This is a genomic window from Lysobacter firmicutimachus, from assembly GCF_037027445.1.
Taxonomy (GTDB): domain Bacteria; phylum Pseudomonadota; class Gammaproteobacteria; order Xanthomonadales; family Xanthomonadaceae; genus Lysobacter; species Lysobacter firmicutimachus.
This window is the reverse complement of the sequence record NZ_JBANDL010000002.1, coordinates 5200073-5225271: the sequence shown is the minus strand read 5'-3', so window position 1 is coordinate 5225271 and position 25199 is coordinate 5200073. Positions and strand designations below refer to the sequence as shown.

Genomic DNA, 25199 nt, shown 5'->3' with positions numbered 1-25199 from the left:
TCCTTCGCGGATCAGGAGGTGGATGCGGGGGAAGCGGGTAAGGGGGCGACGGTTGCAGCGGATTGGACGCCGTCGGGCGTGGGCGCGGCGAACGGTCCGGGCACCTGCGAGGCGAAACTGACCACGGTGTGGCCGCGCCGCCACAGTTGCCACTTCAGCAACCCGACCCAGACCAGCACCGCCAGCGCCAGCCAGGCCACCGCCAGGAACACGTCGTTGTAGGCCAGCACCCAGGACTCGCGCAGCACCTGCTGGCTCAGGCTGGCCAGCGCCTGCTGGCTGCGCGCGGCGCCGTCGCCGACCACCCGCGCGACCGCGCCGCCGAGCTGTTGGGTGCGCAGCACCACCTGCGGATCGCCCAGCGTCATCGGCTGCATCAGGTGCTGGTAATGCGCGGTCTGGCGCTGCGCCAGGTAGGTGCCGAGCACCGCCGAGCCAAGCAGGCCGCCGAGCGCGTTGGTGGTGGTGAACAAGACAATGAAGGTCACCAGGTTGCGCACCCCGTCGGCGACCACCCGCACCAGGGCGAGCAGGATCGAGCTGGCCAGGAACATCGACGCCGCCATCGCGATCACGGTCTGGGTGAGGTAGAGCTGGGCCGGCCGGGTCAGGTTGCTGGCGTGCGAATCGACGTAGGCGCACACCCCGACCAAGGCCACCGCGATCAGGCCGAGCATGTCGAAGCGCCGGCCCGGCAGGAACGGCAGGGTCACCACGAAGCCGGCGACGGTGCCGGCCAGCACCAGCCAGAACATCGTGTGCATCTGGTCGTTGTTGAGGCCGAGCACGTTGAGCAGGCCGACCGCGCCGACCGACTGTTCCGACAGCACGATGCGCGACAGCACGATCGCCAGCCCCAGCCGCACCATGTAGCCGCCGTGCAACAACCAGCGCAGGTTGACCATCGGCTTGGAACGGTTGATCTCGATCAGCACGAACGCGCCGGCGCAGACCGCCGCCCAGGCCAGGCACTCGCCCAGCCAGGGCGTGTCCAGCCACCAGCGCAGGCGGCCCAGGGTCAACACCACCGTGACCAGGCCTATGGCCGCCGAATACAGCGGAAAACTGACGATGTCGAGGCGGTCGAACATCGGCTGGCGCGGCACCGGGGTGACCCGCAACAGGTTGATCGCGGCCAGGCAGATCAAGGCCAGGCCGAGCTCGAAGTAGACGATGCCGTGCCACTGGCCGTTGAGGAACAAGCTTTCGGCGACGATCCGCGACACCGGCGCGCCGGTCTGCAGCGCGGCGAAGCCGAACATCAGCCCGAGCACCTTCTTCGGCCCGTCGAACACTTCGGCCATGTACAGCACGGTCAGCGAACTCAGCGGCGCGGCGGCGATGCCCAGCGCGGCGCGCGCGGCCAGCGCCGATTGGAGGTCCTTCGCCAGCAGGTGCACCACGGCCGCGACCACGAACAGGCCGATGCCGAGGTCGGCGAACAGACGCAAGCCGTAATGCAGGCGGAACTTGGTCAACAGCAGGCTGGCCGGGATGTTGGTGGCGAAGTACACGGTCAGCAGCCAGGTCGCCTCGGCGCCGGTCGCGCCGAGCGCGCCCTGCACCTGCGGCAGGTTCGAGGCGACCAGGTTCATGCCCAGGCTCTGGGTCAGGCCCAGCAACAGCGAGATCGCGACGAAGGCGGCAGCGCGCCAACGCGGCATCGGCGCCGCCGATCCGGGCGGTCCCGCGGGCGGAGCGCCGGCCGGCGGCACGGCGCCGGCGTCCGCAGCGGCGGTCGGTAGCGAAGATCCGGCGGGCGAACCGGCAGGCACGGAAGCGGCGGCGGCGGACGACGCCGTGGCGTGCGGCAGGGCGGAATCGGACGCGGCGGTGGCGGCGGTGCTGGCCATCTGCAAGCGCACGGCTCCCGCATGCGTCGGCGTTACGATGGAAGAGTAGGCCTCAGCGGCCGGTCAACGATCAAGCGCGCGCGAGGCGATTGGCCTGTCCGTTCGAGTCCGCTTTCCCTGCCGGCCATGGTGCCGATCCGGCGTCGCGGGAATGTGATGCTTCAGCGCGCCCCGCGCCGGCGCAGCGCCAACAGCCCGTACACGCCGACCAGGGCCAGCAGCGACACCGCGATCGCCGCCCATTGCGCCGCACTCATCGTCGCCAGCACCGCGGCCATGATCGCCGTCGCCAGCGCAGGCACCGGCCAGCGTCCGCCGGGCAGGCGGAAGGGCGCGCCCGCGCCGCGCAGGTCCAGGGTTTCGGCGCGCCAGGCCGCCACCGACACCGCCAGGAACAACAGGCAGATCGCGCCGCCGGAGATCAGCGCCAGGGTCTCGAAGGTACCGGCCAGGGCCAAGGCCAATGCGATCCCGGCATGCGCCGCCAGCGCGGTGCGCGGCACGTGATAGCGCGCGTCGACGCGGCCGAAAGCGTCGGGCAGGTAGCCGTCGCGGCCCAGCGCGAACAACAGGCGCGAGGACGAAAACAGATTGCCCATCAGGAAGCCCGCCATCGACACCCCGGCGGCGACCAGCAGCGGCGCCTGCGCCGGCGGCCACACCGCACCGGCCGCGGCCGCCACAGGCGCGGTGCTGTCGCGCAGGGCGGACCCGAGCAGGCCCTGGCAGGCGACCTGGATGCCCAGGTACAGCAGCACCACCAGCGCGATCGCCGTCATCGTCGCGCGCGGCACGTGACGCGCGGGATCGCGCACTTCGCCGGTGGGCACCAGCGCGGTTTCCATGCCCGAGTAGGCGAACACCACCAGCACCATCGACGAACCCAGCGCACTCCAGGAGGGCGGCGCGACCCCCAGGCCGATCCGGCTCCAGTCGACGAACCAGATCCCGACCGCGACCAGCAGCACCAGCGGGGTCAGCTTCAACGTCGCCAGGGCCACGATCGCGCGCGCCCCGAGCTTGACTCCGAAGGCGTTGAGCGCGAACAGCAGCGCATACGCCGCGGCCAGGAACGTCCCCCGCGGCACGGGATCGCGCAACGCCGGCCAGGCATGCGCCGCCTGCTCGGCCAGCGCCGCGGCGACGCCGGCGCTGGAGGCGGTGTTGCAGACCCACATGAGCGCACCGGCGAGGAAGCCGGCGAACGGCCCGAACGCGGCGCCGACGAAGGTGTAAGGCCCGCCCGTCGCCGCCGCGCGGCTGCCGATCGCGGAGAAGCACAGCGCGATCGGCACGATCGCCAGCGCACCGGCCACGAACACCAGCGGCGCGCCCGGTCCCAGCCGTCCGTACAGCAACGCCGGCAACATGAAGATGCCGGCGCCGACGATGATGTTGATGATCGAAGCGCCGAGCTGGAACGGCCCCAGCGCACGCACCAGCGCGGCCTCGCCGCGCAAGGCGCCGGCGCGTTGTGCGGGCGCGGGCGGGTCGGACGGAACGGCAGCGGTCATGGCGGCTCCCCGGCGGATCGAGGCAGCCTCGCACGCCGAGGCAACGCAGAGAAGGGAGCGGATCGAAGCCGGAACCGCAGAATGAGAAGTGCGGCGCGGAACAAGGTGCGGGCGCAGGCCGCCGCGCAAATCGACTCGGCGACACTCGGCAACGCGTTGCCGCCGCGCCGGCCGGTGCGTTCCCGGAGGGCGACCAACCAGTCTTTTTACGAAGAGAAAAACAGCCGGCTTGCGAGGCGGGGAGTGGGCAGCGACGGATACGGTGTAAGCCGGCTCGCCCTGCCCTACCCCAACGCCTCGCGCAGGAAATCCACGAACACCCGCAGCTTCGGCGGCAGTTGCCGGCGCGCCGGGTAATAGACGTAGAAGCCCGGGAACGGCGGCAGGTAGTCCTGCAATACCTCGACCAGGCGCCCTGCGCGCAGGTCCTGCCGCGCGATCGGCTCGAACAACTGGGCCAGGCCGAGCCCGGCGCGGGCGGCGTCCAGGATCGCGCCGCCCTCGTTGAGAATCAGCCGGCCCTGCACTTCGACGGCGACATCGCGACCGTCGCTGTGGAATTCGAACGGATGCAAGCGGCGGCGGCCCGGCAGGCGCAAGCGGATGCAGTCGTGGCCGACCAGATCCTGCGGCGTGCGCGGCGCCGGCCGCCGGGCGAAGTAACCGGGCGCGGCCACCACCACCTGCCGCTGCGCGCCGCCGACCGGCACCGCGACCATGTCGCGGGCCAGGGTTTCGCCGAGCCGGATGCCGGCGTCGAAGCCGCCCTCGACCAGATCGGCCAAGGTGTCGTCGACGAAGAGCTCGACCTCCAGCTCCGGATAGCGCGCCAGGAACGCCGGCAGATGCGGCTCAACCAGGATCTTCAGCGCAGTGCGGCCGGTATTGATCCGCAAGCGCCCGGTCGGGCGATCGCGCACCGCGTCGAGGTCGTCGAAGGCGGCTTCGATCTGGGCCAACGCCGGAGCGATCTGCCCGAGAAAGCGCGCGCCGTGCTCGGTCAGCCCGACCCGCCGGGTGGTGCGGTTGAGCAGGCGCACGCCCAGCCGTGCCTCCAGCGCGCGGACGGTCTGCGACAAGGCCGAGGGCGAGACTTCGAGTTCGGCCGCGGCCCGGGTGAAGCTGCCGCAGTGGGCGACGCGGGCGAAGGCCAGGACCGCGGGCAGGGGATGGGCGGACATGCGGCGGGCGGCACGGACGAGGGCTCGATTATGAAGCAACACTTCATAAGGCGTAAGGATAGAGCCGGTTTTTCGCGCAATCGCACCGGCCTAGAGTGCCGCTCACGCCCCGGGGACGCGATTTTCGGCGTCGTCCCGGACCGGCGCATCGCTTTACCTCCCCCTCATCCGCAAGGAGCTTCCGCATGAGCACGCTTCCGACCCGCCGCCTCGGCCCCGCCGGCCCCGCCGTGTCCGCCCTCGGCCTGGGCTGCATGGGCATGAGTTTCGCCTACGGCGCCGCCGACGAAACCGAATCGCTGGCCACCCTGGAGCGCGCCCTGGAACTGGGCGTGGGCTTCCTGGATACGGCCGACATCTACGGCCCGCACGCCAATGAGGAACTGCTGGGCCGCTTCCTGCAGGGCCGCCGCGAGCGGGTGTTCCTGGCGACCAAGTTCGGCTTCGTGCCGGACCCCGTCGACCCCAACCTGCGCACCCTCAGCGGCCGTCCCGAGTACGTGCGCAGCGCGGTCGAAGGCAGCCTGAAGCGGCTGCGCACCGACCGTATCGATTTGTACTACCAGCACCGCGTCGACCCGACCGTGCCGATCGAAGACACCGTCGGCGCGATGGCGGAACTGGTCGCGCAGGGCAAGGTGCGTTATCTCGGCTTGTCCGAGCCGTCGGCGCAGACCCTGGAGCGCGCCCAGGCGGTGCACCCGATCGCCGCGGTGCAAAGCGAATACTCGCTGTGGACGCGCGACCCCGAACGCAACGGGGTGCTCGAGGCCTGCGCGCGCCTGGGCATCGGCTTCGTGCCCTACAGCCCGCTCGGCCGCGGCTTCCTGACCGGCGCCATCACCGACGCCGGCGCGCTCGCCCGCGACGACTTCCGCCTCAGCACGCCGCGGTTCCAGGGCGAGAACTTCGACCGCAACCTGGCGCTGGCGCGACAGGTGCAAGCGCTGGCCGCCGCCAAGGGCTGCACCCCGGCGCAGTTGGCCCTGGCCTGGGTGCTGGCGCAGGGCGAGCACATCGTGCCGATCCCGGGCACCAAGCGGCGCAAGTACCTGGAGGACAACGTCGGCGCAGTGAACGTGAGCCTGTCGCCGGCGGAACTGGCGCAACTGGACGCGTGGTTCCGCCCGGAAGCGATCGCCGGCGCTCGCTACACCGAAGCGGGCATGGCCTTGATCGGGCGGTGACGCAGGCAGCGTGGTTTCTTGCTGGGGAAGAGCGGAAGCAAATCCCCCTACGCCCCTTTTTCAAAGGGTGGAACAGCCCAGCGGTCTGAGAGCGGGGAACAGTAAAGCGCGCAAGCGTTGTTGCTCTGAAGGGAGTCCAGCACATGGCGGGTGGGCCCGCAAAGGTGCAGGCCCTGTTGCCGCCCTGGGAAAAGGGGCGCGCGCCGGACGCCGGTACGCAGTCGGCCCTGCAGCGACGCGAGGGGATTTGCTTTACGCCCTGGCACTCCCCGCGCACGCCAGGCCATCGTCCCTGCGCGCCCAGACGGTGTTGTGCGCCGATCGCGCACCCACCAAAGTCGCGCAGCCGCGGCGGCGGGCTTGGGCTAGGATCGGGGTCTTCCCGCCCGGAGTTGCGTCGATGAAGCGTCCGCTGACCCTCGCGCTGAGCTGCGCCCTCGGCTGTACCGCCCTCGCCGCGCTGTCTCCGGCCGCCGCCGCGGAGCGTCCCGAAGTCACCGCCGCGGCGGCCAAGCTCAAGGCCGACGTGGTGCGCTGGCGGCGCGATTTCCACCAGCATCCGGAACTGTCCAACCGCGAACAGCGCACCGCGGCCAAGGTCGCCGAACACCTGCGCGCGCTCGGGCTCAAGCCGCGCATCGGCATCGCCCGGCACGGCGTGGTGGCGATCGTCGAGGGCGGCAAGCCCGGGCCGAAGATCGCCCTGCGCGCCGACATGGATGCGCTGCCGGTGACCGAGCAGGTCGACCTGCCGTTCGCGTCCAAGGCCACCGCCAGCTTCCGCGGCGAAACCGTCGGGGTCATGCACGCCTGCGGCCACGACGCCCATACCGGCATCCTGCTCGGCGTCGCCGACGCGCTGGTGGCGATGAAGCAAGACCTGCCCGGCCAGGTCATGCTGGTGTTCCAGCCGGCCGAGGAAGGCCCGCCCGCGGACGAGGCCGGCGGCGCGCCGCTGATGCTCGAGGAAGGCCTGTTCAAGGACTTCAAGCCCGAGGCCATGTTCGGCCTGCACGTGTTCTCGACCCTGCAGGCCGGCCAGATCGGCGTGCGCCAGGGCCCGCTGATGGCGGCCTCGGACCGCTTCTCGATCAAGATCAAGGGCCGCCAGACCCACGGCTCGCGCCCCTGGGGCGGCATCGACCCGATCGTCGCCGCGGCCGACGTGATCGGCAGCGCGCAGACCATCGTCAGCCGCCGCAGCGACATCGCCAAACTGCCGGCGGTGGTCAGCTTCGGCGCGATCAAGGGCGGCATCCGCTACAACATCATCCCCGACGAGGTGGAGATGATCGGCACCATCCGCACCTTCGACGAAGGCATGCGCCAGGCGATCTTCAAGGACCTCAGGAACGTCGCCGAGCACGTCAGCGCCGCGCACGGCGCGCGCGCCGAATCCAAGGTGCCCGACCAGGACGGCAACCCGGTGACCTACAACGACCCGGCGCTGACCGCGCGCATGCTGCCCAGCCTCAAGGCGGCGGCCGGCGCGGACAAGGTGGTGGAGATGTCGCTGGTGATGGGCGCGGAGGACTTCTCCTACTACGCCAAGCAGGTGCCGGCGATGTTCTTCTTCGTCGGCTCGACCGAGGCCGGGGTCGACCCGGCGACCGCGCCGAGCAACCACTCGCCGCAATTCAAGCTCGACGAGAGTTCGCTCGACCTCGGCCTGCGCGCGATGTTGCAGGTGACGCTGGACTACCTGCACGGACCGCCGGCGGGGTAAGTCGCGGCGGGTAGGGGCTAAGCGAGATCGAATTCCCGCTCGTCCGCTTTTTTCAAAGGGCGGAAGCTCAGCGGAGATCAGCGGAGATCAGCGGCGGACGGCCGGTTGGGGCCGGGACCGGCCGCAGCGGCTAAAATATCGCCATGACCTCCCATGACCTGCCCCTCGGCCGCCACGTCGACTACCCGCGCGAGTACGACCCCTCGCTGCTGTTCCCCATCGCCCGCTCGCTCGGCCGCGCCCATATCGGCCTGTCCGACCAGGCGCTGCCCTTCGTCGGGGTCGATCGCTGGCATGCCTACGAGCTGAGCTGGCTCGACGGCCGCGGCAAGCCGCGGGTCGGCACGGCCACGATTTCGGTGCCGGCCGCTTCGCCGCAGTTGATCGAATCCAAGTCGCTCAAGCTCTACCTGAATTCGTTCAACGCCACGCGTTTCGAACGCGAGGACGAGGTGCTGGCGCGCATCGTCGCCGACCTCTCCCGCGCGGCCGGTGCGCCGGTCGAGGTCGCTTTCGGCCTGCCGCCGATCGACGAGCGCGGCGATGGAACCGCAGCGGTTGCCGACTCGATCGACGAGCTCGATGTCGCCATCGACGACTATGGCCCGCCCAATGCCGGACATCTGCTCGCCGACGCCGGCACCGTGGTCGAAGAAACCCTGTGCAGCGCGCTGCTGAAGTCCAATTGCCCGGTCACCGGCCAGCCGGACTGGGCGCGGGTCAGCATCGCCTACCGCGGCCCGCGCCTGGACCGACCGGCGCTGCTGCGCTATCTGATCTCGTTCCGCGACCACGCCGAATTCCACGAGCAGTGCGTGGAACGCATCTATGCCGACCTGTGGCAACGCGGGCAGCCGCAATGGCTGTCGGTGGAAGCGCGCTACACCCGCCGCGGCGGGCTCGACATCAATCCCTGGCGCGGCAGTCCGGGGCGCGACCGGCCGACGCCGGGGCGCGACTTGCGCCAGTAAGCGGGCGCGGCGGTCGCACCGCCGCACCTCGCGATAACACTGTTTATTTAGTGTGCCACCTGGTCCGCCGAGGGCCGGGCGGCGCCTGCGCGTTCGACCGACCGCGGCCTACTGAATACCGGCAATCGGATTATTCAGATTTGTAATGTGAGTTCACGCCGGCGCTATGCATTTTTAACAATCTTCGTGTCATGTTGCCTGCGCCACTTCGGCAGGAGCCCTCAACCCATGACTACCCCGGATAAGAAAGCCGATTTCTCCGACGTGAACGTCAACGTCGACACCACCGCGGACAAGGTCCAGAAGGCCGACTTCAGCGACGTGTCGGTCAGTGTCGATACCACTGCGGAAAAGGTCGGCGAACAGACCTATACGGTCGAGAAGGGCGACACGCTCTCGCACATCGCCAAGCAGTTCTACGGCAAGGCGAGCAAGTGGAACGCGATCTTCGAGGCCAACCGCGACCAGCTCGACGATCCGGACAAGATCCAGCCCGGTCAGATCCTCAAGATCCCGACCCTCAACGACTGACGTCGACGGCGTTCCACCTCACTACCCGGCCTTTCCCAGGAGATCCACCATGCTGATCCGCAATCGCACGCACTACGCCGTCGCCGCCGCCCTGGTCGCCGCTCTGGCGCTGGCGGGCTGCAAGAAGAAGGAAGAACCGGCTCCGACTCCGCCCCCGGCCGCCGAAACCCCGGCTCCGGCGCCCGAACCCGCTCCGGCTGCGACCCCGGCTCCGGCCGCGCTGAGCGTCACTTCGGTCACCCTCGGCACGGCCGCCGGCGCGGACAAGAAGATCACCGCTCCGACCACCTCGTTCAAGCCGACCGACACGATCGTCGCCTCGGTCGCCACCGACGGCGCCGCGACCAACGCCAGCCTGAGCGCCAAGCTGACCTACCAGGACGGCCAGGTGGCGGGCGAAGAGACCCAGACCCTCAACACCGCCGGCGCCGAAACCACCAACTTCAACTTCTCCAAGAAGTCGCCGTGGCCGGCCGGCAAGTACAAGGTCGAAGTCAGCGCCAACGGCGCGATCGCCAACACTGCCGAACTGGAAGTGAAGTAACCCTCTCTCTCCGCCTCTCGTGGGCGGGCAAGCCCGGGCGCGGCTCACTGCCGCGCCCTTTTTTTGTCCGCGGCTCGGGGCCGGCGATGCGCTGGCCCAGTGCTCCGCCTGTCGCCGCAGGCGCGGCGGGCGCGGCCGTACCGAGGGGGCGCTCACCCCTGCGGGAAGGTCCCGTCCAGGTAGCGCCAGCCGCCGTCAACCCGCGCGAAACGGCTGATTTCGTGCAGCCGCACCGCCGAACCGCCGCCGACTCGATAGCGGGCGACGAACTCGACCGTCGCTGTGTCCGCGCCGTCCTGGCGATGCCGCTTCACCTGCAGTCCCAGCCAGCGCACGGCCGGATCGAACTCCAGTTCGTCCGGGCAGGTCGTGGGGTGCCAGCTGGTCCGCAGATACGCCAGATCGCCCAGCACGTAGGCGCTGTAGCGCGAACGCATCAAGGCCTCGGCGCTCTCGGCCGGGTCGCCCCGGTGCAGGCGGCCGCAGCAGGCGGCGTAGCGGCGGGCGGGGTCGCAGGGGCAGGCGGCGGGCAGGGCGATGCGGGCGGTCATGGCGCCATTTTCGGCGCGAACACGCCGCAGCGACTACCATGCGCGTCCCCTCTCGTCCGCAGAACCCGATCATGAAAGCGCCCGCCTACCTCGACGACGACCAGATCGAACGCCTGGCCGACCTGCTCGATCAGCGCGCCGTGCCCTACAAGGGCTTCAACCTGGAGGCCCTGGACGGGTTCGTCTCGGCCCTGGTGGTCGGTCCGGAACAGCCGCCGGCGACGGAATGGCAGCCGCCGGTGTGGGGCGGCAAGGCACCGCGCTGGAACGACGAGGCCGAGGCGGCCGAGGTGGCCGCCCTGCTGCAGGGCCACTGGAACATGGTCAGCGCCCGCGTGCGCCACGGCGACGACGACCTGCCCGATCACCTGGCGCCGCTGCTGTGGCTGCCGGAAGAGCCCGACACCGAGCAACCGGACGAGCTCGACGTCGGCCGCGACTGGGCGTTCGGCTTCTTCCGCGGCGTCGAACTGCGCGAAGCCGGCTGGGACCGTTGGCTGGACGAGAACGACTGGATCGACGAGATCTTCGGCCTGCTCGACCGCCTCGCCAGCGGCGAGGTGCTGGGCGAAGACCCGACCGCGCCGGCGACCCCGATCAGCTACCGCGAGCGGCTGGAAATCGTCGCCGGCCTGCCGGGCATGCTGGCCGACCTGCACCACCACCGGATCGACGCGCTGACCCCGCGCGAACCGCTGCGCCGCGCCGACACCCCGGACCGCAACGACCCCTGCCCCTGCGGCAGCGGCAAGAAGTACAAGAAGTGCTGCGGGGCCTGAGGATCGCCGTCCCGACGACGGACGCTTCCCGTCCGTCGTGGTTCAGTGGTTGCGCCTAAAAAGGGGCAGGGATTCGCTCTGGCTCCGCTCCAGCGCGCCGAAAGCCGATCCCCCATGCCGCCGGCCGCGTCGGACTTCGTGCCCGGTGTTTGGCTGTTCCTGCTTTCAAGAAGCGAGAGCATGCGCTTGCGGGCCGCAGGTTCGCGCGCGATCGAACGCCCGCAGGCCCTGCCTGTTGGCCGGACGGGCCAGGGATTCGCTGCGGCTCTTCTTCGCACCCCGGCCTTGCCGGACAATACCGCTCCCCTCCCGGCCGCCGATCGGCGTATGTCCTCCCATCCGTGCCTGCGCTGCGGCGCCTGCTGCGCCTTTTTCCGCGTCGCCTTCCACTGGAGCGAGACCGACGCCTGCGCGGGCGGGCTGACGCCGCAGGGCCTGACCGAGCCCCTGGATCCGCACCGGGTGGTCATGCGCGGCACCTACGGCGGAACGGCGGTACGTTGCGAGCAATTGCGCGGCCAGATCGGCCGCGACGCGCATTGCGGGATCTATGCGCTGCGGCCTTCGCCCTGCCATGCGTTGCAGCCGGCCTGGGAACAGGGCGCGCCGAGTCCGCAATGCGACAAGGCACGGGTCGCCCATGGCCTGGCGCCGCTGACGCCGGCGGATTGGCCCGCCGGTGCGGGCGCTGCCTGAGCTGCCGCCGAATCGCGGCCGGCCGCAGCGGCGCCAACGCACGCCACCGCCGCACCCGTGCATGCGGGTGGACGGAGCTCGTCGAAACTCAGTGCGCGGTACGCCGCAGCAGTTGCAGTTCGTCGGCGTCGAGGTAGTGGACCAGGCCGCCGAAATCGGTGTCGACCATGATGCCCTCGCCGAGATACAGCCACTGCTCGTAGCCGTCCAGATAGCGGCCGGTATCGATGCAGGCCACGACCGTGCCGCGGTAGCGGTCGGCGATGCGCACGCGATCGCCGGGCTGGATGCGCTGGCCGTCGGGATATTGCAGCAGCTGCATATCGGCAGACCTCCTGTCGCTGTCCGCTCGCACGGCCCGGAACCGGCTGCGAGGGCGCGGCCACGAGTATCCATCAAAGCGACGAGCGCGGAACCGCGATCCGGCGTCCGGCGCCGGCCGCCCGATCAACGGCAAGCGCCTGCGGGCGCAACGGGGCGTTCCGCGGCGCGGCCGGCTCGCGCACAGCCGTGCGCTTTGCCTCGTCCGGCCCGAACCGCGACAATGGCGGGCCGGGTCGGCTCGCCACCACGACCCGCAGGCACCCTGCACCGTCCATGCGCACGCGCACGGCGGCCCCACTGGAGATCGTAATGACCGAGTTCGTAGCGACGCCGCCCGCAGGCGGCGCCAAGATCACCAAGACCCCGACCGGCCTCAACGTGCCGGATCGCCCGATCATCCCGTTCATCGAAGGCGACGGCACCGGCCCGGACATCTGGCGCGCGTCCGTGCGCGTGCTCGATGCGGCGGTCGCCAAAGCCTACGGCGGCCAGAAGAAGATCGAGTGGATGGAGGTCTACGCCGGCGAGAAGGCCAACAACACCTACGGCACCTGGCTGCCGGACGGCACCGTGCAGGCCTGCCGCGACTACCTGGTCAGCATCAAGGGTCCGCTCACCACGCCGGTCGGCGGCGGCATCCGCTCGCTCAACGTCGCGCTGCGCCAGATGCTCGATCTGTACGTCTGCCTGCGCCCGGTGCGCTGGTTCGAAGGCGTGCCCTCGCCGGTCAAGAAGCCGGGCGATGTCGACATGGTGATCTTCCGCGAGAACACCGAGGACATCTACGCCGGCATCGAATGGGCCGGCGGCAGCGCCGAGGCGCAGAAGGTGCTGGATTTCCTGAGCAAGGAATTCCCCCAGGCCGCCGACAAGATCCGCTTCGGCACCGCCGAGAAGAACGCGGCGTGGCTGAAGGAACTGCAGGCCATCGGCGCCCCGGCGCGCGAGCTGCCGGTCGAAGTCGGCATCGGCATCAAGCCGGTCAGCCGCCTCGGCACCGAGCGCCTGGTGCACAGCGCCATCGCCTACGCGATCGAGAACAAGCGCAAGTCGGTGACCCTGGTCCACAAGGGCAACATCATGAAGTTCACCGAAGGTGGCTTCCGTGATTGGGGCTATCAGGTGGCGCGCGACTACTTCGGCGCGGTCGAGCTCGACGGCGGCCCGTGGCACGTGATTCCGGAAGGCAAGCCGGGCGCCGGCATCGTCATCAAGGACGCGATCGCCGACGCCTTCCTGCAGCAGATCCTGCTGCGGCCGAAGGAATACGACGTCTCCGCGACCCTGAACCTCAACGGCGACTACCTGTCCGACGCGCTCGCCGCGCAGGTCGGCGGCATCGGCATCGCCCCGGGCGCGAACATCAACTACGTGACCGGCCACGCCGTGTTCGAAGCGACCCACGGCACCGCGCCGAAGTACGCCGACCTGGACAAGGTCAACCCGGGTTCGGTGATCCTGTCCGGCGAGATGATGCTGCGCTACATGGGCTGGACCGAAGCGGCCGACGCGATCATCGCCGCGATGGACAAGGCCATCGGCAGCAAGCGCGTGACCTACGACTTCGCCCGTCTGATGGACGGCGCGACCGAGGTCAAGTGCTCGGAGTTCGCCGACGAGATCATCAAGCATCTCTGAGGCGCGCGACGCGCACCGCGATACCGGCACGGGGCGCTTCGGCGCCCCGTGTCTTTTTTGCGCGCGTCCGCCGCTCGCGGCCGCTACCATGCAGGCCAGTGCCGGCGCATCCGCCGGCACCGAGACCGAGGACCGCCGATGAGCACGCGATTTCAGCGCACCGCGCTCGGATTCATCCGATCGGCTACGCCGGCATGGCGAGGAATCGCCGCCGCTGCCGCGCTGCCAGTGCTGGCGGCGGCCTGCGCGCATGCGCCGCCGCCCGCGACCGGCCGCGGCGTTATCGACGTGTTGCAGGTGGAAGCGGCCGTGTTCGACGACCCCGCGGGCCGCGACGCCGCGCTGCGGCCGGCCTGCCGCGCCTGGCGACTGAGCGAAGGCCAGATCGCCGCGTTCTTCGCCGTCAGCCGCGAGCTGCGCGAGGGCGGCCGCCACGACTTCTACTGGCTGCCCTGCACGATCGGCGGCCGCCTGCGCGCCGACGGTCGCGAGTGGTCGTTCTCTATCAACGCCGCCGCGACCGCGACCTGGCGCGACGGCGACACGGTGCGCGAATGGGGCTGCGACGCCGCAGCCTGCGAGCCGCTGGTGCTGCTGATGCCCGACGGGCACGAGCCCTGAGTCGCCGCCTGCTCCTGCAGAAGCGGCGTGAGCCGCGACCAAACGAAGCAATGTACGCAAGCGAGGCAACCGAAGCCCTGACCTACGTGCCTTGAGCGACCGGGCCTCGGACGCGACGCGTTGTTCATCGCTTCGTTCGGTCGCGGCTTGCGCCGCTCCTACACAGGCCGTGCGATACCGGCGCCCGTTCGCGCTCAGCGCATGTACGGCGCCTGACTGTTCTCGACCTGCTTCTGCTGGATCTCGGCGATCTTGGCCGCTTCCTCTTCGCGGGTCATGCGGTGCTTGGGCGCGATGTTCGGCTCGATCAGGCGCATCCAGTTGCGGGTGATCTGCTTGCTTTCCTCTTCGCAGCGCAGCGCGCGCGCCTCCGGCAGGCGGCCGCTGGTGACGATGCGCAGGTACTTGCCGGGGTTGTTGCCGTAGATCATGCACTGCAGATTGAAGAAACGCTGTGCGCCGACCGAGTGCTCGTCGGCGTAGGTCGCCATGTCGTGGTTGCCGTCGTCGGTCATCAGGAAGAAGTTCGACGCCAACTGCAGCTTCTGCGCGATATCGCCCTGCGACTCGTCGGCGCTGACCAGCGACAGCATCAGGGTGGTGGCGAGCTGGTCGACCGCGTCCTCTTCGCGCCCGGTGGAGGGCAAGTCGAGCATGTCCACCAGGGCATGGCCGGTCTCGTGCAACATCAGGAAACGCAGGTTCGCCATCAGGTATTCGAGCTGATCGCGGGTGCCGCCGCCGCTGGCCTGGGCCATCGCCCCGCCCTGGCGCACCAGCAGCTCGAGCATCTCGTAGCACAGCACGATGTCGCCCTTGTCCTTGGCGTAGAAGGCGTTGGTCGTGCCGCATTCGGCGGCGATGAAATTGATCGGCCGCGGCAGGGTCAGCCAACCGTCGAGCTGTTTGATCTCCGGCAATTGCTTGAGCACGTCGATCTCGCGCGCCATGTTGTACATGGCCAACAGCTCGGGGTTGCGCGGCGAGACGTACTGGTAGGTGAAGTGGGTGCCGTCGGCCTTCTCCGCCGCCGGCACTTCGGCCACGGTCGGCGCCAGTTCGGTTTCGGCCTTCACCGGTTCCGGCGGCTTGACCGGCGCGGGCACGACCGCCGCCACGGGCGCGGCGACCTGACGCTTCTGCCATTCGGTGTAGCCCCAAATCGAGCAGACTGCGATCAGGGCCGTCGCCAGAATGCCGATGATGATTTTCTGTACCATGTCTGTGGCTCTTGTCTGCTGCGTTGCGGGACACGACGATCCCGGTTCCGAGCGCACAAGACGCGGTCGACGACTGGATTGCCTCCGACCGGAAGGCCGGCCGTTCCAATCGGCGCCAGCAGCGTCCATGCACCGTCGGGCGGATGGTACTCCGTTCGTTCCGAGGATGGCATCGAATTTCTGACAGTTGCGCGGCAACCCCGAGGCCGTCCGCGCCGGCCGCCGAACGTCCTGGACCGGATGCCATGACCGCCGCCCCGCCCGACCGTCCCGCCGCCTTCGCCGCCGACGGCCCCTACGCCGGACTGGACCCGAATCTTCTGGCGCCCGAGCTGCGACGCTGCCTGGGTGAAGCCGGCGAGGACTACCTCGATGCGCTGGCCGGCCGCGCGCCGCGCCACGCTGCGCTGGAGACGGACGCGCCGATGCTCAGCGACGGCGGCAGCCTGTCCTATCTCGGTCGCGGCTATCGCCTGTTCGTGCTCAAGCGCCTGGCCCGGCTCGGCGGCGTCGACGGTCTGGTCTACGGGCCCGAATTGCGCTTCGACCCGACCATCGCGCCGCAGGTGCCGGCGCTGAGCGCCACCCGCTTCTACGCTGGCGACGCCTTGCGCACGCTGTTGGGGCATCGGGCATGAGCCGCCTGTTGTTGCGCTGCCTGTGGTACTTGGCCGCCAGCGTCGTGGTCCCGGCAAACGCACTGTGGCTGGACGTGGTCGACGAGCTCGACGCGGCCTGGATGCGGATCCTGACGCCGGAGGTGTTCCTCGGCGAGCTGGCCCTGCTGAGCCTGGCGCTGATGGCGACGACGCTGCTGCCGGGGTCGCTGTTGTTGCTTTGGCGCCAGCGCCGGCGCGGCCCGCGCCGCCACGATCGTTTTGCGTTCGCGGCGATCTCGGCCGCGTCCCTGCTGCTGGCGCTGCACGCCAATCTCACCGATTACGCGCGCTTCTACGGAAACACCTGGGGCCTGTTGGAACCCACCTTCGGCTTCTTCCTGCCGCAGTGGCCGTGGATCACGGCTTGCGTGGCGGTCGCGGTGGCGTTGGAGCTACGCGGCGGGGCCGCGAAACCGGCGCCGGCGGACGCCGACGTCGACGCCCTCCGCCAAGCGCCGGAGCGATGACCCACCCTGCGCAGGGATAGGAGCGGCACGAGCCGCGACGGCCATCCTTCAATCTCGCCGCGTCTTTGTCCTGCGCCTTTGTAGGAGCGGCGTGAGCCGCGACCAAGGGACGCGCAGAGGAATCAACGCCTCCGCCATCGATCGAAGCCCGAAACCATCGCCCCGATCTCGCCGCGCCTTCGTCTTGCATCACTGTAGGAGCGGCGTAAGCCGCGACCACCATCTCGCCCGTTCGCCGCGTCTTTGTCCCGCGTCCCCTGTAGGAGCGGCGTAAGCCGCGACCGCCATCTCGCCCGTTCGCCGCGTCTTTGTCCTACGCCCCTGTAGGAGCGGCGTAAGCCGCGACCGCGTTGCTGCGGTCTCGCGCCGTCTGTCGTTCAAAGGCTTCGAAAGGTTAAAAGCTCTAAGCCCTAAAAACAGAGCTTCCGTCCGCAAGCGGCCGGGTCACTTTCTTTGTCCAAGGCGACAAAGAAAGTAACCAAAGAAAACGCCATATCTGTTTCGAATCAAAAGCCACGATGGGACGGAGCTTGCGCGGGGCTGCTCCGCACAGGCCATCCCTGGCCTGGCTGCGCACGGCCCGCATACCTGCGGCCCGCCCTCCGGGGCTTCAGGGCGTTCTCGCGAGTTCGAAACCACGCCAAGCTTTTCACGGCAACGGCAACGGCAACGGCAGCGGCGGCAGCAGCAGCAGCAGCAGCAGCAGCAGCAGCTACCGCTATCGTCACAGGCTTTTCGGCGGCCCGGCTAACGCAGAGCGTCAGCAATCGTCGTTCTCGTAGTGCATCTTTTCCAGCGTGTCCTCGATCTCCGCGCGCTTCTTGGCCGAGGTCGGGGCCCGATCGAACCGCGCCGGCAGCAGCCGTTCGCCGTCGGGGCTGATCCACTTGCCCTTCAGGACCGTGCCGTCGCGCACCAGCATCAGCGCGCCGCTGACCCCGGCCTCAAGGCCGGACTCGACCAGGGCCAGGTGGCCCTGGTCGTCGCTGTTGGCGCGCAACAACAACCATTTCGACACGTGGTCGTAGCGGTAGATGGCGGTAACGATGCGGGCGACGCCGCCGCATGGGGCCGGCTCGTCCTTGAGGTACATCGTCACCGCGCGCTCGCCCACCCGGCCGGTGTACTGCGCGACCGTGGTCTCGTCGCCGGCGCTGGCGGCGCGCGGCAGGAGAGTTGCGGCCAGCAAAGCGGCGATGGGCATCCATGTCCTGAGCGTCATGCGGTCACCTGAAAGTTTCATCGGAAAGGAATAACGGCGGCGGCGAGCATGCCACAGCCGCCGCGCCGTCGTCTTACACTGCCGGCATGGCCTCTCCCGCCCACGCCGCCGAAGCCGCAGCCGTCGCCGGCCAGATCCGCGACGCCTTCGCCGACTACCACGCCCGCTTCGCCGCGATCACCCGTCGCGCCAAGGACCGGTTCGAGCGCTGCGACTGGAGCGGCGCACGCGACGACGCGCTCGAGCGCATCGAGCTGTACGACCGCTGCATTGCCGAAGCCAGCGACGCGCTGGAAGCGCGCCTGGGCGAACGCGACCGCGATCGCGCGCTGTGGTCGGCGGTGCATGCCGCCTACGCCGAAGCGGTCGCGCCGCTGCTCGACGGCGAGCTGTACAAGACTTTCTTCAATACCCTCACCCGGCGCTTCTTCAAGACCCGCGGCGTGGATGCGGCGATCGAATTCGTCGCCCTCGACATCGAGCCGACCGACGCCATCACCCATCCGGTGGCGCGCCACAGCTATGCGGTGTCCGAAGAACGCCTGATCGACACCTTCGTGCGCGTGCTCGGCGACTACCCGTTCGCGGTGCCGTACGCGCACCGCACCCGTTGCGCGGCCGGGATCGCGGTGCGGCTGCAGGAGGACCTGCAGCACTGGGGACCGCACCCGGTGCGCGCGGTCGAGCTGCTGGACACGGTGTTCTACCGCGAGCGGCGCGCGTATCTGGTCGGGCGCGTGTTCGGCGAGCGCGCGTTCTCGCCCTGCGTGATCGCCCTGGTCAACGACGGCGGCGCGCTGCGGGTCGATGCGGTGCTGACCCTGCGCAGCGAAGTGGTGCAGTTGTTCAGCTACTCGCGCAGTTATTTCCATGCCGACCTGGGCACGGTCGGCGACGCGGTGGTGTTCCTGCGCACCCTGTTGCCGGGTAAGCCCATCGACGAGCTGTACACCGTGCTCGGCCGGGCCAAGCAGGGCAAGACCGAGCGCTACCGCACCTTCTTCCGCCAGTTCGCCAGCCAGTCCGGCGAGCGCCTGATCCGCGCCGAGGGCGAGCGCGGCATGGTCATGGCGGTGTTCACCCTGCCCAGCTATCCGCTGGTGTTCAAGCTGATCCGCGATCGCTTCGCCTACCCGAAGGAGGTCGCGCGCGAGGAGGTCGAGGCCAAGTACGCGCTGGTGTTCAAGCACGACCGCGTCGGCCGCCTGGTCGACGCGCAGCCGTTCCGGTTCCTGCGCTTCCCGCGCGCGCGCTTCGCCCCCGACCTGCTCGACGAACTGCTCAGCACCTGCGCCAGCAGCATCAGCCTGGACGGCGACGACCTGGTGCTGCACCTGTGCTACGTCGAACGCCGGCTGCGCCCGCTCAACCTATACGTGCGCGAACAGACCCCGGAGGCCGCGCGCGCGGCGGTGATCGACTACGGCCAGGCGATCCGCGACCTGGCGCTGAGCAATATCTTCCCCGGCGACCTGCTGCTGAAGAATTTCGGCGTGTCGCGCCACGGCCGGGCGGTGTTCTACGACTACGACGAGCTGTGCCTGGTCACCGACTGCCGGTTCCGGCATGTGCCGCAGCCACGCAACCACGAAGAAGAAATGGAGGCCGGCGCCTGGTTCTACGCCGCCGGGCACGATGTGTTCCCGGCCCAGTTCCCGCGCTTCCTCGGCCTGTCGCCGCCCTTGCTCGGCGCGCTGATGCATGCGCACGCCGACATCTTCCGGGTCGAGTGGTGGCAGCAGGTGCAGGAGGGGCTGGTGCAGGGCCGCCACAACGACATCGCGCCGTATCCCTCGGAGCGGCGGCTGCCGTAAGCCTGTAGGCGGCGTGAGCGACGGCGGGCCGATCCCCGCGCTGCTTGCGACGGTGCGACGGCGTGCCTATGCCGGGCACCGGCCCGCTTTGCAAAGGGCGCGAGCCGGCTCGCCCGATCGCGCCCCAGGACGTTGCGAACCAAGCGCAGGAGAGCGGCAAGCGCAGCCGTCGCGATCGCGCAAGCTTTCGCCGATTCCCCTTCTGAAATGGGGATAGAGAAGGGAATCGCGCTCGCTCCTCGAACCGCCTCACGCACACCCATGCGCATCGCCGCAGCCGTCGGCGCGCTGCGCGCTTTCCGGAGTGCGGGCGAACGCCGACCACCAGCGCGGGGCCGGCTTGGCCGGCGTGCGTGCCGCCGGCGCCGCCACGGCGGCCTCGGCGACGACCGCCTCGTCGTCGGCATCGCGCGGGTCGACGAAATGGCCATGCAGGAACATCAGGTTCTTGTAGACGTTCATGATCGGACTCCCGGTCCAGGGCCATCGCGACACCCCGTCGCGCACTGGCCAATTGAGTGATTCGCAAGGTACGCTCGCCCGGTGCGGCGAAAAAGCGCGCCGTTTGCAAGCCAGACTTGAAGGGTGCTCAAGATGAACCGCCCCCCGCTGCACGCCCTGCTGGGCTTCGCCACCGCCGCCCGGCTCGGCAACCTGACCCGTGCCGCCGAGACCATGAACCTCACGGTCAGCGCGCTGAGCCATCAGATCCGCACCCTCGAAGACCGGCTCGGCCGGCGCCTGTTCGAGCGCGGCCCGCGCGGGGTGCGGTTGACCCCGGACGGCGACCGGCTGCTGTCGGTGGTGGCGCCGCATCTGGACGCGCTGGACCATGCGTTGCGCCCTTACAGTCCGCGCCGCAACGACGTGCTGACCCTGAGCCTGATGGCCTCGATGGCCTCGTCCTGGCTGGTGCCGCGGTTGGGCGGCTTCGTCGCCCGCCACCCGCAGTTGGAACTGAATCTGTTTTCGACCTCGGCCCTGGTCGATTTCGACCGCGAACCCGGCATCGACGCGGCCATGCGCGGCGGCTACGGGCGCTGGCCGGGCTTGGTGATCGAGCACCTGTTCGACGAAACCCTGGTGCCGGTGGCCAGCCCGGCCCTGGTCGAACGCATGGGCGGCCTGCCGGCGCAGGAAGACCTGCACCGCTGGCCGCTGCTCGGCGATCTGTCGACTTACTGGCAGGACTGGTTCGACCGCTACGGCGGCAAACGCCCGAACCGCTTCGTCGCCCATTTCGACGATTCCGAGACCATGCACCGCGCCGCGGTCGAAGGGCTGGGCGTGGCCCTGGGCCGCTTGGCGCGCACCCGCCTGCTGATCCAGAACGGCCAGCTGATTCCGCTCAGCCAGGGCCGGCTCAAGATCGATTGGGGCCATTACCTGGTGTATCCGGAGCGTTCGGTCGACCACGCCGGCCTGGAAGCTTTCCGCAGTTGGCTGCACGAGCAGGCGCGCGATTACGTTGCGGCGATGGATTCCGATCTCGCCCAGCGCGGCGCCGCCGACCCCGGCACGCTCGCGATCGCCCCGGCCAAGGCCGCGCGCAAGCGCCGCTGAGCGCGGCCTCGGGTTCGCCGCGCCGAGCGCTGCGTTGGCGACGCGTTGCCGCCAGGTTTGCCGCACTGCGGTACCCGGCGGCGAAGGGCTTGCGGTAGGCTGGCGCCCTTTCCCGTTGCCCCGGAGTCCGTTGCATGGAACGTAACCGCCCCGCCCGCCTGTGGCTGTTGGCCGCGCTGCTGCCCGGCCTGAGCCTGATCGCCCACGCCCAGAAGCCGGCCAAGGCCGACGCCGCCTCCCCCAAGGCGACGGCCGCCGCCGAACCGGCCGCCAACGCCGCGCTGAAGGCCGCCATCGCCGGCAGCTGGCGCGACCCGAAGAACGTCGCCCGCGACGGCGCGCGCCATCCGCTGGAAACGCTGCAGTTCTTCGGCATCCGCCCCGACCAGACCGTGATCGAGATCACTCCGGGCGGCGGCTGGTACTCGGAAATCCTCGCGCCCTATCTGCGCGAACGCGGCCGCTACGTCGCCGCGATCGTCGACCCGGACACCCAATCCAGCGCCGATTCGCGCAAGTACTACGCCAACGCCAAGAAGAACCTGGAAGCCAAGTTCGCCGCCGGCCCGGCGCAGTACGACAAGGCCGTGTTCGCCGCCTACGACAGCTATAAACCGGCGTTCGGCGCGCCCGCGTCGGCCGACGCGGTGCTGACCTTCCGCAACGTGCACAACTGGCGCAGCGCCGGCCAGGCCGAAGTGATGTTCCAGGGCTTCTTCGAAGTGCTGAAGCCGGGCGGCACGCTGGGCGTGGTCGAACACCGCGCCCAGGGCGACGTGCCGGCCGACGACAAGAGCGGCTACGTCGGCCAGGCCCAGGTCATCGCCTTGGCCGAAGCGGCCGGCTTCAAGCTCGAGGCCAAGAGCGAGGTCAACGCCAACCCGCGCGACACCAAGGATCACCCCAACGGCGTGTGGACGCTGCCGCCGGTGAACCGCCACGACGCGGCCGACGACGCCAAGTATCAGGCGATCGGCGAAAGCGACCGCATGACCCTGCGCTTCCGCAAGCCGCGCTGATCCCCACGCCGGCGGCGGTGCGCACCGCCGCCGGCGCGATGTCCAGGTTTCGCCCGTGCTGATCGCGTTCAACAAGCCCTATGGCGTGCTGTGCCAGTTCACCGACCGCAGCCAACCGCCGCGGCCGACCCTGGCCGGCTTCGGCCTGCCGCCCGGCGTGTACGCCGCCGGACGCCTGGACCACGACAGCGAAGGCCTGCTGCTGCTGACCGACGACGGCGGCCTGGCGCATCGGCTCACCGACCCGCGCCACAAGCAGCCCAAGGTCTATTGGGTTCAGGTCGAAGGCGACCCGAGCGAGGAACAACTGCAGGCGCTGCGCCGCGGCGTCGAGCTCAACGACGGCCGCACCCTGCCGGCGCAGGTCGAACGCCTGGACCCGCCGGCGCTGTGGCCGCGCGATCCGCCGGTGCGGTTCCGCAAGACCGTGCCCGACGCCTGGCTGGCGATCACCCTGCGCGAAGGCCGCAATCGCCAGGTGCGACGGATGACCGCCGCGGTCGGCCTGCCGACCCTGCGCCTGGTGCGGGTGGCGGTCGGCGGCCAGCGCCTGGACGGGCTCGCGCCGGGACAGTGGCGGGCCTGCTGAGCGTTCCGCCCCCCGCAGCGCTTTCACCGGCCGCGCCTTCGCCGCGCCGGCTCAGTCGCGGCAGTGCTGCCGCGCTTGTTCCTCGGTGCGCACCTCGACCCCGCGGCAATGCGGATGCGGCAACACGCAATCCAGGTACGGCCGGGCGATCCGGCGCGAGGCCTGCTTGCCGGCGATGAGCTCGGGCGCGCCGGCGGAAGCGCTGGCGGCGCAGGCCGCATGACGCTCGCGGACGATGCCGCGGCAGGCATCCGGCGCGAGACGGTAGCGATCTTGCGCGCGCGCGCACTGCCCCAGCGCGATGTCGCGCCACAGCTCGATCAGGACCGTCTTCGGGATCGGCCGCCGTTCGATCTCGGCGATGCGGTAATCGCCGCGCGACGGCGCGGCGAACCACTGCAGGTAAACGAAACCGCCGGCGGCGGCGAGGGCGATCAGCAGCAGAATCCGTTGCCTGTGCGTGGCGGTCGGAGCGGCGGGGCAGTATGCCCGCGGCGCCGCGGGCATGCGCCGGCGGCTCACTTGCGCTCGATCGGCACCGAGTTGGCGCCCGGCCGCGAGACCAGCACCACCCCGCCCAGCACCACCGCAGTGCCGATCAGCTGGATCGCGGTGATGCGTTCGCCGAGCACCCAGGCGCCGAGGAACACCAGCGACACCGGCCCGATCACCGAGAACTGCGCCGCGCTGCCGGCGCCGAGCCGGCTCACTGCGGCCATGGTGAAGGTCACCGGCAGGAAGGTGCAGAACAGCGCGTTGGCGGCGGCGAAGGCATAGACCTGCCAGGGCAGGCCGAACAGCGCCGCGGCGTCGCGCGCGATCAGGTAATGGATCAGGGTCGCCGCGGTCGACACCACCATGGCGCAGGCCACCAGCTGCAGCGAACCCAGCCGCTTCACCAGTTCGCCCGACATCGCCAGGTACAGCGCGTAGCTGACCGCGGCGCCGAGCACCAGCGCGCTGCCGAGCAGCACATGGTCGCCTTCCACGCGCAGGTTTTCGACCATCACCAGGATCACCCCGGCGTAGCAGACCGCCAGCGCGATCCACTCGCGCGCGGCGACCTGGCGGCCGTAAGCGAACAAGCCGATCAGCAGCACGATGGTGGGGTTGAGGAACAGGATCAGCCGCTCCAGCGAGACCGGCACGTATTCCAGGCCCCAGAAATCCAGCAGGCTCGACAAGTAATAGCCGAGCACGCCGAGCACCGCGATCAGGCCGAGGTCGCGCCGGGTCGGCAAGGCGCCGCGGGCCTTGGCGCGGCGGGTTTCGCGCAGGCCCAGGACCAGGAACAGCGGCAACGACAGGCCCATGCGCAGGGCCAGCACGTCGAGCGAGTCGACCCCGTAGCGGTACTGCAGCTTGGCCAGGATCGCCTTGGCCGAGAACAGCACCGCGCCGGTCGCGGCCAGGGCGATGCCGATCCGGCGCGCGCGGGTCGCGGCGATGACGCCCGACTCGGCCAGCGGAGACGCCGATGCGCTCATGCCGGCGCGCTCGCCGCATCCAGCGCGGCGATCTCCTCGGCGCTCAGGCGCAGCCGCGCCGCGGCGAGCAGCTCCCGCAACTGGGCGACGCTGGTCGCGCTGGCGATCGGCGCGCTGACCGACGGCCGCGCCAGCAGCCAGGCCAGGGCGACTTGGGCCGGGGTCGCGGCATGGCCGGCCGCCACCCGATCGAGCGCATCGAGGATGCGCAGGCCGCGCGCGTCGAGATAGCGCTCGACCTTGCCGGCGCGGACGCGGCTCTTGTCCAGGTCGGCGCGGCTGCGGTATTTGCCGGTCAGGAAGCCGCCGGCCAGGGCGTAGTAATTGAGCACGCCGAGCCCGCGTTCGCGCACCAGCGGTTCCAGTTCGGCCTCGTAGCCGGTGCGGTCGGCCAGGTTGTAGTCCGGCTGCAGGGTCTCGTAGCGCGGCAGGCCGTGGCGCTCGGCCAGGTCCAGGGCCTGCGCCAGGCGCGCCGCGCTGTAGTTGGAGGCGCCGATCGCGCGCACCTTGCCTTGCTCGATCAGGCGCGCGAACGCACCGAGGCTGTCTTCCAGCGGCACGGAAGGATCGTCCTCGTGGGCCTGGTAGAGATCGATGGTCTCCACCCCGAGACGACGCAGGGACTCCTCGGCCGCGGCCTGGATGTTGGCCGGCGCCAGACCGCGCCGCGGGCCCCATTTGCCCACTTTGGTCGCGATCACGATCCGCTCGCGACGGCCGCCGCCCTGCGCCAGCCAGCGCCCGATCAGGCTTTCCGATTCGCCGCCGGCGTTGCCCGGGGCCCAGGAGGAATACATGTCGGCGGTGTCGACCAGGTTGAAGCCGGCGTCGCTGAATGCGTCGAGCAGGGCGAAGCTGGTCGCAGCGTCCGCGCTCCAGCCGAATACGTTGCCGCCGAACGCGATCGGGGCCACGGCCAGGGGCGAACGGCCGAGCGGGCGAAGGCTCATTGCGGATTCCTTAATCGGGGAACGCTCATGATGCGCCGCCGCAAAAGCCGCTGCGATACCCGCGTCGCAAACGCAGCGTGCCGGATGCGGCGA

26 protein-coding genes are annotated in these 25199 nt (G+C 70.0%); 15 read left to right on the top strand and 11 right to left on the bottom strand.

Translation table 11 applies throughout. From position 1 onward, the window contains the following. Nucleotides 1-11: 11 nt before the first annotated feature. From V2J18_RS22500 to V2J18_RS22490, 3 genes are all read right to left on the bottom strand, one after another. On the bottom strand, nt 12-1664 hold the full coding sequence (locus V2J18_RS22500; RefSeq protein WP_336132966.1) for an MFS transporter: 1653 nt from the start codon (nt 1662-1664) through the stop codon (nt 12-14). 350 nt (nt 1665-2014) lie between these two features. Beyond that, the gene (locus V2J18_RS22495) at nt 2015-3367 is read right to left on the bottom strand and encodes an APC family permease (RefSeq protein ID WP_336132965.1); all 1353 of its coding nucleotides are present in this window, start codon (nt 3365-3367) and stop codon (nt 2015-2017) included. 284 nt (nt 3368-3651) lie between these two features. Further along, complete coding sequence (locus V2J18_RS22490) at nt 3652-4548, bottom strand: LysR family transcriptional regulator (protein ID WP_336132964.1); 897 nt, start codon at nt 4546-4548, stop codon at nt 3652-3654. 185 nt (nt 4549-4733) lie between these two features. On the opposite strand from V2J18_RS22490, the gene V2J18_RS22485 reads away from it, so the two are divergent. From V2J18_RS22485 to V2J18_RS22465, 5 genes are all read left to right on the top strand, one after another. Next, nucleotides 4734-5735, top strand: a complete 1002-nt coding sequence (locus V2J18_RS22485; protein WP_336132963.1) for an aldo/keto reductase — start codon at nt 4734-4736, stop codon at nt 5733-5735. 400 nt (nt 5736-6135) lie between these two features. Beyond that, nucleotides 6136-7461 (top strand): M20 family metallopeptidase, encoded by a 1326-nt coding sequence (locus V2J18_RS22480; protein WP_336132962.1) that lies wholly within the window; start codon nt 6136-6138, stop codon nt 7459-7461. Nucleotides 7462-7604: 143 nt separating this feature from the next. After that, complete coding sequence (queF, locus tag V2J18_RS22475) at nt 7605-8432, top strand: NADPH-dependent 7-cyano-7-deazaguanine reductase QueF (protein ID WP_336132961.1); 828 nt, start codon at nt 7605-7607, stop codon at nt 8430-8432. Nucleotides 8433-8660: 228 nt separating this feature from the next. Beyond that, nucleotides 8661-8963 (top strand): LysM peptidoglycan-binding domain-containing protein, encoded by a 303-nt coding sequence (locus V2J18_RS22470; RefSeq protein WP_064747367.1) that lies wholly within the window; start codon nt 8661-8663, stop codon nt 8961-8963. A 49-nt stretch (nt 8964-9012) separates the two neighbouring features. Further along, nucleotides 9013-9507, top strand: a complete 495-nt coding sequence (locus V2J18_RS22465) for a hypothetical protein (protein ID WP_336132960.1) — start codon at nt 9013-9015, stop codon at nt 9505-9507. 152 nt (nt 9508-9659) lie between these two features. On the opposite strand, the gene V2J18_RS22460 is transcribed toward V2J18_RS22465, so the two are convergent. Then, nucleotides 9660-10058 (bottom strand): YchJ family protein, encoded by a 399-nt coding sequence (locus tag V2J18_RS22460; RefSeq protein ID WP_336132959.1) that lies wholly within the window; start codon nt 10056-10058, stop codon nt 9660-9662. A 71-nt stretch (nt 10059-10129) separates the two neighbouring features. Between V2J18_RS22460 and V2J18_RS22455 the strand changes: the two genes are divergently transcribed. Beyond that, the gene (locus tag V2J18_RS22455) at nt 10130-10837 is read left to right on the top strand and encodes a UPF0149 family protein (protein ID WP_064747364.1); all 708 of its coding nucleotides are present in this window, start codon (nt 10130-10132) and stop codon (nt 10835-10837) included. A 327-nt stretch (nt 10838-11164) separates the two neighbouring features. Next, entirely contained in the window at nt 11165-11533 is a 369-nt protein-coding gene (locus V2J18_RS22450; RefSeq protein ID WP_064747363.1) for a YkgJ family cysteine cluster protein, read from the top strand. An 88-nt stretch (nt 11534-11621) separates the two neighbouring features. Here the strand turns inward: V2J18_RS22450 and V2J18_RS22445 are convergent, their stop codons facing one another. Beyond that, the gene (locus tag V2J18_RS22445; RefSeq protein WP_087960689.1) at nt 11622-11855 is read right to left on the bottom strand and encodes a hypothetical protein; all 234 of its coding nucleotides are present in this window, start codon (nt 11853-11855) and stop codon (nt 11622-11624) included. A 311-nt stretch (nt 11856-12166) separates the two neighbouring features. On the opposite strand from V2J18_RS22445, the gene icd reads away from it, so the two are divergent. Together icd and V2J18_RS22435 are read left to right on the top strand one after the other, a co-directional pair. Continuing rightward, on the top strand, nt 12167-13495 hold the full coding sequence (icd, locus tag V2J18_RS22440; protein ID WP_064747362.1) for an isocitrate dehydrogenase (NADP(+)): 1329 nt from the start codon (nt 12167-12169) through the stop codon (nt 13493-13495). 138 nt (nt 13496-13633) lie between these two features. After that, on the top strand, nt 13634-14116 hold the full coding sequence (locus V2J18_RS22435) for a hypothetical protein (RefSeq protein ID WP_336132956.1): 483 nt from the start codon (nt 13634-13636) through the stop codon (nt 14114-14116). Nucleotides 14117-14310: 194 nt separating this feature from the next. Here V2J18_RS22435 and V2J18_RS22430 read toward each other — a convergent pair whose 3' ends face one another. Beyond that, nucleotides 14311-15336 (bottom strand): DUF4344 domain-containing metallopeptidase, encoded by a 1026-nt coding sequence (locus V2J18_RS22430; protein ID WP_336132955.1) that lies wholly within the window; start codon nt 15334-15336, stop codon nt 14311-14313. Between the two features lie 245 nt (nt 15337-15581). On the opposite strand from V2J18_RS22430, the gene V2J18_RS22425 reads away from it, so the two are divergent. Both V2J18_RS22425 and V2J18_RS22420 read left to right on the top strand, forming a co-directional pair. Then, a complete protein-coding gene (locus V2J18_RS22425) occupies nt 15582-15974 on the top strand; it encodes a hypothetical protein (protein WP_064747359.1) in 393 nt (130 codons plus the stop codon). Beyond that, a complete protein-coding gene (locus V2J18_RS22420; protein ID WP_064747358.1) occupies nt 15971-16462 on the top strand; it encodes a hypothetical protein in 492 nt (163 codons plus the stop codon). Before V2J18_RS22425 ends, V2J18_RS22420 begins: the two co-directional genes overlap by 4 nt. A 760-nt stretch (nt 16463-17222) precedes the next feature. Here V2J18_RS22420 and V2J18_RS22415 read toward each other — a convergent pair. Then, nucleotides 17223-17666 carry a hypothetical protein gene (locus V2J18_RS22415; protein ID WP_064748050.1) on the bottom strand — a complete coding sequence of 148 codons (444 nt, stop codon included), beginning with the start codon at nt 17664-17666 and terminating at the stop codon, nt 17223-17225. A 104-nt stretch (nt 17667-17770) separates the two neighbouring features. Between V2J18_RS22415 and aceK the strand changes: the two genes are divergently transcribed. Next, nucleotides 17771-19498 (top strand): bifunctional isocitrate dehydrogenase kinase/phosphatase, encoded by a 1728-nt coding sequence (aceK, locus tag V2J18_RS22410; protein ID WP_336132953.1) that lies wholly within the window; start codon nt 17771-17773, stop codon nt 19496-19498. A 249-nt stretch (nt 19499-19747) separates the two neighbouring features. On the opposite strand, the gene V2J18_RS22405 is transcribed toward aceK, so the two are convergent. Continuing rightward, on the bottom strand, nt 19748-19960 hold the full coding sequence (locus tag V2J18_RS22405) for a hypothetical protein (protein WP_064748052.1): 213 nt from the start codon (nt 19958-19960) through the stop codon (nt 19748-19750). Between the two features lie 132 nt (nt 19961-20092). On the opposite strand from V2J18_RS22405, the gene V2J18_RS22400 reads away from it, so the two are divergent. The 3 genes from V2J18_RS22400 (at nt 20093) to V2J18_RS22390 (ending at nt 22669) form a co-directional block, all read left to right on the top strand. Next, complete coding sequence (locus tag V2J18_RS22400) at nt 20093-21061, top strand: LysR substrate-binding domain-containing protein (protein ID WP_064748053.1); 969 nt, start codon at nt 20093-20095, stop codon at nt 21059-21061. 134 nt (nt 21062-21195) lie between these two features. Then, entirely contained in the window at nt 21196-22080 is an 885-nt protein-coding gene (locus V2J18_RS22395; protein ID WP_064748054.1) for a class I SAM-dependent methyltransferase, read from the top strand. Between the two features lie 55 nt (nt 22081-22135). Next, entirely contained in the window at nt 22136-22669 is a 534-nt protein-coding gene (locus V2J18_RS22390; RefSeq protein WP_336132951.1) for a pseudouridine synthase, read from the top strand. Between the two features lie 51 nt (nt 22670-22720). On the opposite strand, the gene V2J18_RS22385 is transcribed toward V2J18_RS22390, so the two are convergent. From V2J18_RS22385 to V2J18_RS22375, 3 genes are read right to left on the bottom strand one after another with little or no spacing between them, the layout of a single operon-like run. Continuing rightward, nucleotides 22721-23176, bottom strand: coding sequence for a hypothetical protein (locus V2J18_RS22385; protein WP_336132950.1), 456 nt, complete (start codon nt 23174-23176; stop codon nt 22721-22723). Nucleotides 23177-23187: 11 nt separating this feature from the next. After that, nucleotides 23188-24156, bottom strand: a complete 969-nt coding sequence (locus tag V2J18_RS22380; RefSeq protein WP_079248186.1) for a DMT family transporter — start codon at nt 24154-24156, stop codon at nt 23188-23190. Beyond that, on the bottom strand, nt 24153-25106 hold the full coding sequence (locus V2J18_RS22375; RefSeq protein WP_064748057.1) for an aldo/keto reductase: 954 nt from the start codon (nt 25104-25106) through the stop codon (nt 24153-24155). The genes V2J18_RS22380 and V2J18_RS22375 overlap by 4 nt, the downstream gene beginning before the upstream one ends. Nucleotides 25107-25199: the final 93 nt, after the last annotated feature.